We start from the raw sequence: 6678 nt of genomic DNA, 5'->3' as shown, positions 1-6678 counted from the left end.
CCCAACCAAATCAGCCCCGGGGGTTTGGGTGCGAAAAAATATATAATCCCGCCCCCACCGGGGCGGCCCCCGGGGCGGGGGGGGCCGCCCCCGCCCCCCCCCCGCTTCCGCGTTCCGCTACTTGCGGCCCCAGCGCTTCTTCCGGTGCTTGGGGTCCTGCATCTCCTTGGTGGCGCCCTCCGGGGGCTGCGGCGGCAACGGCTGGACGACCGTCGCGGCGTCCCCCTCCGGCGGCAGGTACGGCGGCGGCTGGTACCCCTCCGGCGGCCCCGGCGGCCCGCCCTGCGGCTGACCCGGCGGGCGGGGCCGCACCGGCTGCTTCGGCTCGAACAGGGACGGGCCCTGCTGCCAGGGCTCGGAGTCGCCGCTCTCGGCCGCCGCCGCCGGGGCGAGCGGGAACTCCCGCTCGTCCTCGTACGGCTTCCCGCCGCCCGGCGGGATGTCGCCCGGCGGCTGCTCGGCCGGGATCAGCGGCTCGAACGGGTCACGGTAGTCCTGGGCGGGCTGCGGCGGCTCGTTGTAGGAGTCGAACTCGTCCGGGTGCAGCACGACGGGCTCGGGTGCGGTCGCCGGCATGGTGGCGGGCATGGTGGCTGGCATGGTCGGCGCCGGCTCGGGCGGGTAGCCGCCCTGGGGCCCGTACGGGTCGTGGTAGGCCGGGTCGTGGTGGACCGGGCCGTAACCGGGCTGGCCGGTCGGGTAGGTCTGGATCGGGACGAAGCTGATGATCGGCGCGTACGCCGTGCCGCCCGGGTAGCCGGGGGCGGGGAAGGACGCCGTGGCGTAACCGGGTCCGGCGGGGTAGCCGGGCGGCGGCGCGTCCGGGCGGCCCATCGGGGAGCCCATCGGGGGGCCCGCCTTGCGCACGGCCGCCGCGTGGGCCATGCGGCGCAGCCGTCCCTCGAAGATGAGCACCGCGAACAGCGCGAGCAGGACCAGCACCAGCGCCGGGATGCTGAGCTTCTGCGTCAGCGACTTCTGGTCGAACTCCGGCGCAGCGTTGCGCACCTCGAGCTGGACCGAGTCCGTGCTCGCGGCGGTGTCGGCCGTCAGCGAGGGGGCCGTGGTGGGCGGGTCCGTGGGCGCCACGGACGGCATCTCGACGGACGGCTCCGTCGTCTGCTCCGTGGGCAGTGGCCCGGCCGTGGTCTGCGCGGTCGGCAGGGGCGCCAGCGGCTGCTGCGTCGTCTCCTGGACGGGCGGAGGCGTGGGGGCCGTGGTGGTCTTGGGCGGCTTCGGGGCCTTCGTGGTCTTTGTCGGGCTCGCGGTGACGGTGTGGGTGATCGTCGTCTCCGGAGCATCCTCCGGCGTGGGCGTGCCCAACGTCGTCGTGACCGTGACCGTGGTCTGCGGATCGCAGGTCTGGCCCGCGTCACACGGCTCCACCGCCGGGTCGAAGGCCGCGCGACCGACCGAAGCGCTCGCGCTCTGACCGACGAAGGGAGCCACGCCGGCGCCCGTGAGCCCGAGCGCTAGGACGATCGCGGACACGGCCGTCGCTCGCCTGCGTGCCACCGGAGCCCTCCGCATAGTCCCGGAACCATGGTCAAGGGAATACTAGTCGGGTCAAAGCAAGAGTAAAGACGGAATTACCATACGTTTCGCGGCTTATGGCGGCGTTTTGCTCGCGTAACCAGCCACAAAGCCCCCAGCAGGACGCCGATCGCCCCGATGACCAGCGAGAAACCGCGCGGCCCGTCCAGCGGGCTGGCGTACGCGACCGGACGAACCGGTTTCCGCGCCTCCACGACCTGCACCGGCCACGGCGCCCCGGCCCCCGACTGCGGCGCGAGACTCACCACCCCGCCGCCGGGAACCGCTCCCGCTTGCACCCCGCCGAGCCCCGACACCCCACCACCGACGCCCCCCGGCGCCACGCCTCCGGCGACGCCGCCAGGCGTCATGCCCCCTGGGATGCCACCGGGTACCATGCCCCCGGCAATACCTCCTGGCACCACACCCCCGGCCGCGCTCCCCGGCGCCATGCCTCCGGGTGCGCTCCCCGGTGGCATGCCGCCGGGGAGGCTTCCCGATATCGCGCCGCCGGGCAGGCTTTGATGTGTCGTCCCGGGCACCCCGCCCTGCACCAGCCCGGCCGCGCCGGACAGCCCCCCGTGCGCCGCACCACCGGGCAGCCCCTTCTGGGCGACACCCCCGGGCAGGCTTCCCGTCACACCGCCAGGCAGACTCCCTGCCGCACCGCCTGGCAGGCTCCCCGCCAGTCCGCCCGGCAAGCCGCCCGCCGCACCGCCAGGCAGGCGCCCTGTCAGTCCGCTCGCCAGGCCGCCCGCCGCACCGCCAGGCAGGCGCCCTGTCAGTCCGCTCGCCAGGCCGCCCGCCGCGCCGCCAGGCAGGCCACCGGGGAGGCCGCGTTGGGCCGTCCCCCGCGCGCCGCCGGGCACCCGGCCGGTCGCTCCGGGGACAGCGCCCTGGCCCACGCCTACCGCACGCGGGAACGCCCCCAGGGTTCCGCCCGTGCCTCCCGCTCGCGGTGCCCGCGCCACGCCCCCGCCGCCGACGCGCGGGAGCGCCCCTTGGGCTCCACCGGTGATCGGCAAGCCTGCGGCTCCTCCGGGGAGGACGCCCCTTTCCGCCGTCGTACCAGCCGCGCCGGGGAGGACGCCTCGCGTCTTCCCTCCCGCCCCCGGCACCAGCCCGGCGACGCCTCCGCCCGTCCCCGCAAGGAGCCCGGCGGCGCCCGCCTGCTGCCCCCCTGCGCCTGCCACCTGCCGGCCCGGCCGCCTCCGCTTGTGGGGAGCCGCGGCCGGAACGGGCACCGCCTGACCGCTGATCGTGGCGGTCTCGCGCGGCATCTCCGCGGCGACCTGCATGGACGTGGTCCTGTTGATGGTGGTCAGCCCACCGGAGGGCGTCCGCATCCTGGCCACCGCCGCGAGCACCACCTCCTTGGCCCCCTCAGGCGCCTGGAAGGTCACGTCCAGCGCCCGCTCCCCGTAGACCGTCCCCAGGGCGCAGACCTGCGCGCCGGGCAGCGTACCGCCGCCGGAAGCCGTACCCTCCACGCCGGCCAGCGCCCGCGCGGCCAGCACCCCGGCCGCCTGCCGCCCACCACCGACCTGCCCCCCACCCGGACCACCCTCAGCGGGAAACACCCTCTGGTCGCCCTCGCCCCGGGGAACGCCCCGACCGCCCTCAGCCCGAGACACGCCCTGACCGGCCTCAGCCCGCGACACCCCCCGACCGCCCTCGGCCCACGGCGCGCCCTGACCGGCCTCAGCCCACGGCACGCCCTGTCCGGCCTCGGCGCGCGGCACCCGCTGACCGGCCTCGGCGCGCGGCACCCGCTGACCGGCCTCGGCGCGCGGCATCTCCTGGGCCGGGCCATCCTGCGGCATCCACTGACCGGCCTCGACCGCCGGGGAGTCCTGCACGCCCGGACCGAACTGTGCCGCCTCCCGGTCGGCCCCCACCTGCGGCGCGCCGCGACCGGCCGCCCGGGTCAGGCGCCGGCCCCGGGCCGGCCGCCCCGTCTCCGGTTCCTCCGGGAACGCCCCGACATCCGGATCCGTCGCGCTTCCGGCGCTCCACGGCCCCGGCACGGGTTCCCCTTCATCTGCCGGAGCCGCCCCTCCCCCATAACTTTCGAAGCCCTCACCGGCCGACAGCCGGGAAGCGCCGGAGGACGACGGGCAGGCCAACCCCGACAACGCCGCCGCCGGGCTGGTCGCCACCGCGACCTTGGCCCCCTTGCCCATCCCGTTGAGCCGGACCCTGAAACGCTGGACGTCGCCCGTCCTGATCCACTGGCCCACACCCTCGGGGCCGCTCACGCGTTCGAGCACGAGCGTCACCCCCGCCGCCGCCACGGGCACGGAGGGCAACGCCACCAGGATCAGCGCTCCAGAAAGGATCCAGCCACGCCGCATCACTCCACTCCCCACTGCGACAAATCACGTGTAGTAATCGTTATGTCACAGAGAGAGACGGTCTAATCCTCCTGGAGCAGACTCTCCACGGTCTTCATGATCGGCAGGTCGGCCCCCAGCCACTCCACGTCGTAGTACTCCCCCGGCCCCAGCCAGCGAAGAGCCAGGTGCTCACGGGCCTCGGGCGTGCCGGAGGTGAGCGTGGCCAGCCAGACGCGCAGGACGTACCCTTCCGACAGCGCCCAGTCCTCGCCCACGCGCGCGCCCACCGCGATCTCCACGCCGAGCTCCTCGCGGCACTCCCGGACCAGCGCGGCGACCTCGCTCTCCCCCGGGTCCACCTTGCCGCCGGGGAACTCCCAGCCTCCGGCCAGCGCGGCGGGCGCGGCGCGCTGCGCTGCCAGCACCCTGCCGCCGGGGGCGACGATCACCGCCGCGACCACGATCGTGCTCATGCGTTCGTCATCCTCATAGTGCGGGATTCTGCAGCTTCTTGAGCTGGTCGAGCACATCGGGGTTCTGCAGGGGACGGGTGAAGCCCACCTTGTTGTCGCGCGCCTGGTAGCTCGTGACCTTGATCGGCCCGCACAGCGTGCACCGGGCCTCCAGCATCTTGCCCTTGGACACGATCAGCCCGACATGGCCGGGGTTGTCGGCCGACGTGCCCGGACCGGCGTTGAAGAACACCAGGTCACCGGGCTGTTCCTGGCCCGCTAACACCTTCACCCCGAACGGCCACTGCGTGAACGTGGTGCGCGGGATGCTCAGCCCGGCGGCCCGGTAGGCCGCGTAGATGATGCCCGAGCAGTCGAACGCGTCCGGCCCGGTGCCGCCCCACAGGTACGGCTTTCCGCGCTGCGCCAGCGCGTACTGCAGGATCTTGGCCACGACGTCGCTGGGCGCGGCCGCCACCAGAGGGTCGTCGCACTCCTCGGAGGCCTGCGGCGGCACCTCCACCTCACCCGACTTGGCGTACTTCCTGGCGATCTCCTCGACCTGGTCGACGTACCACCAGGCGCGGTTGTAGGTGAACAGGGCCCGCCGGACGTTCTCGGGCGCGCCGTTGCGCTTGAGCATCTTGGCGGCCCCGAGGATGGCGTCGGCGGGGTTGTAGACGTCGCCCACGCCGTCGCCGTCGCCGTCGGAGGCGTACCCGTTGAACGTCGAGGAGATCGGGATCTGCGCCTTGCCGCCCCACGTAGAGATCAGGAACTGCATCGGCCCGGCCGCGCCCGCGTAGTTGGTGCCGCTCTTGACGCCGGGCAGGTCGGAACGGCCGTGGTCGGTCTCGCGCTTGCCCACGGCGGCCAGGATGGTCCACTGGACGCCGATCTTCTTGCCCCACTTCTTGTACAGGTCGAGGTATTCGCCGGGGATGTCGGCGGCGCCCGAGTCGGACACCTCCTGCACCTGGGTGCCGCCCTCGCAGTCGACCGAGCCCTCGCCGCCGCCGTTCAGGAAGGACGGCATCGTGACCAGCAGCATCGGCGAGATGATGATCCCGGCCAGGAGCAGGATCCCGGCGAGACCGAGCAGCAGCGCCAGGCGGGCTCGGGAGGGCTTCACCGCTAGCTGTCCCCGTCCTGGCCCTCGGTGGCGGGCAGCACGTCGAAGATCCGCCAGTCGGCGCCGAGCTGGCTCACCGTGACCGCCAGGTCCTCGACGTCCTGCCGGTTGCCGCTCTTCGCGGTGACCTGCCTGGTCTCGGTCACGACGAAGACGATGGAGGTCTTCTCGATCTGCCTGATCTCCTTCAGCCTGGCCGTGGCCTGGGAGACGATCTGGTCGTCGCGGTTCTGCTGGACGGTGCCCGCCGAGGTGAGCGTCCGGGCGAGGATGTTGCCCAGCTCGGCGGTGGTGAACGTCTTGACCCTCGTGGCGTACGCCGCCGGCTCCTCGTCGTACCTGAAGGTGCCGTAGACGGCGGTGAAGCGCTCGGCGAGGTCCGCCGCCGCGGCGAGCTGCTCCTTCTTCATCGGCAGGTACGAGTAGACGTCGAACGGCGCGGCGCTGGCCGTGGCCAGCGGCTTGCTCGCCACCGTGGGCGCGGACGCGGACGTCGCGCCCGTGGCCGGGGCCTGCTCGGGCGGATCGTCCGAGCTCGGCCACATCGTGAGGTAGACGCCGACCGCGGCGATGACCACGACGATGGCGGCGAAGGCCAGCCCGCGCTTGTCACCGGACTGAGCCATGGTCAGTCCTTGCCTCGGTTGGGCTTGAGCCAGAACGGCACCGACGGATCGTCACCCGAGCCGCCGTTGCCGCTGCCGCGCAGCCACAGCGGCGGCGCCTCGGACGAGCGGGACGACGGCTCGTCCGAGCCGAAGATCCTGGACCCCGACGACGCACCGGACGGCCGGGACGGAGACCCTCCGGACCTGGACCCGCCACCGTTCCTGGACCCGCCACCGTTCCTGGATCCGCCGCCGCCTCCGCCGAAAAGCCCGCCGGACCCGCCGGACCCGCCGGACCCGGCCCCCGAACCGCCGCCGAACAGCCCGCCACCGGAGCCACGCGACCGCGACCCCGAGGACGGCGAGCCACCCGACCCGCCGGAACCACCGAACCGGGAGCCCCGCGAACCGCCCGACGACCCGTTACGCGAGCCGCCCGAAGCACCACCGCGCGAGGCCCATCCGCCGCCCGACCGCCCGCCGAACCAGCCACCTCCGCCGGAACCGCTGCCGGAACCGCTGCTGGAACCGCCACCGGAGGCCGTGGCCCCCGAGGCCATGCCCCCGGACGGGGTGCCGCCCGCCGCCGCGCTGCCGGAGCCGCCGGCCGAGATCGG

6 protein-coding genes and 1 pseudogene are annotated in these 6678 nt (G+C 74.1%); 2 read left to right on the top strand and 5 right to left on the bottom strand.

Annotation, left to right across the window (positions count from 1 at the left end; translation table 11 throughout):
- Positions 1-117 precede the first annotated feature (117 nt).
- Entirely contained in the window at positions 118-1089 is a 972-nt protein-coding gene (locus ABZ444_RS51105) for a hypothetical protein (protein WP_358012608.1), read from the bottom strand.
- Between ABZ444_RS51105 and ABZ444_RS51100 the strand changes: the two genes are divergently transcribed.
- Positions 1079-1432 carry a hypothetical protein gene (locus tag ABZ444_RS51100; RefSeq protein WP_358012606.1) on the top strand — a complete coding sequence of 118 codons (354 nt, stop codon included), beginning with the start codon at positions 1079-1081 and terminating at the stop codon, positions 1430-1432. The two genes, ABZ444_RS51105 and ABZ444_RS51100, sit on opposite strands and share 11 nt — an antisense overlap.
- A gap of 157 nt (positions 1433-1589) precedes the next feature.
- Here the strand turns inward: ABZ444_RS51100 and ABZ444_RS51095 are convergent, their stop codons facing one another.
- The 4 genes from ABZ444_RS51095 to ABZ444_RS51080 all read right to left on the bottom strand — a co-directional run bounded on the left by ABZ444_RS51095 (position 1590) and on the right by ABZ444_RS51080 (position 6079).
- Entirely contained in the window at positions 1590-3887 is a 2298-nt protein-coding gene (locus tag ABZ444_RS51095; protein WP_358012604.1) for a hypothetical protein, read from the bottom strand.
- A 62-nt stretch (positions 3888-3949) separates the two neighbouring features.
- The gene (locus ABZ444_RS51090; RefSeq protein WP_358012602.1) at positions 3950-4342 is read right to left on the bottom strand and encodes a (deoxy)nucleoside triphosphate pyrophosphohydrolase; all 393 of its coding nucleotides are present in this window, start codon (positions 4340-4342) and stop codon (positions 3950-3952) included.
- A gap of 13 nt (positions 4343-4355) precedes the next feature.
- Complete coding sequence (locus tag ABZ444_RS51085; RefSeq protein ID WP_358012600.1) at positions 4356-5453, bottom strand: bifunctional lytic transglycosylase/C40 family peptidase; 1098 nt, start codon at positions 5451-5453, stop codon at positions 4356-4358.
- Positions 5454-5455: 2 nt separating this feature from the next.
- Positions 5456-6079: a hypothetical protein gene (locus ABZ444_RS51080; RefSeq protein WP_358012598.1), complete on the bottom strand. Its 624-nt coding sequence runs from the start codon at positions 6077-6079 to the stop codon at positions 5456-5458.
- A 24-nt stretch (positions 6080-6103) separates the two neighbouring features.
- Between ABZ444_RS51080 and ABZ444_RS51075 the strand changes: the two are divergent.
- Positions 6104-6678, top strand: a pseudogene (locus tag ABZ444_RS51075) (hypothetical protein); the annotation flags it as partial.

Origin of the sequence: Nonomuraea sp. NPDC005730 (assembly GCF_040630865.1) — a bacterium.
Classification (GTDB): Bacteria; Actinomycetota; Actinomycetes; order Streptosporangiales; family Streptosporangiaceae; genus Nonomuraea.
This window is presented reverse-complemented; position numbering and strand designations above follow the sequence as displayed.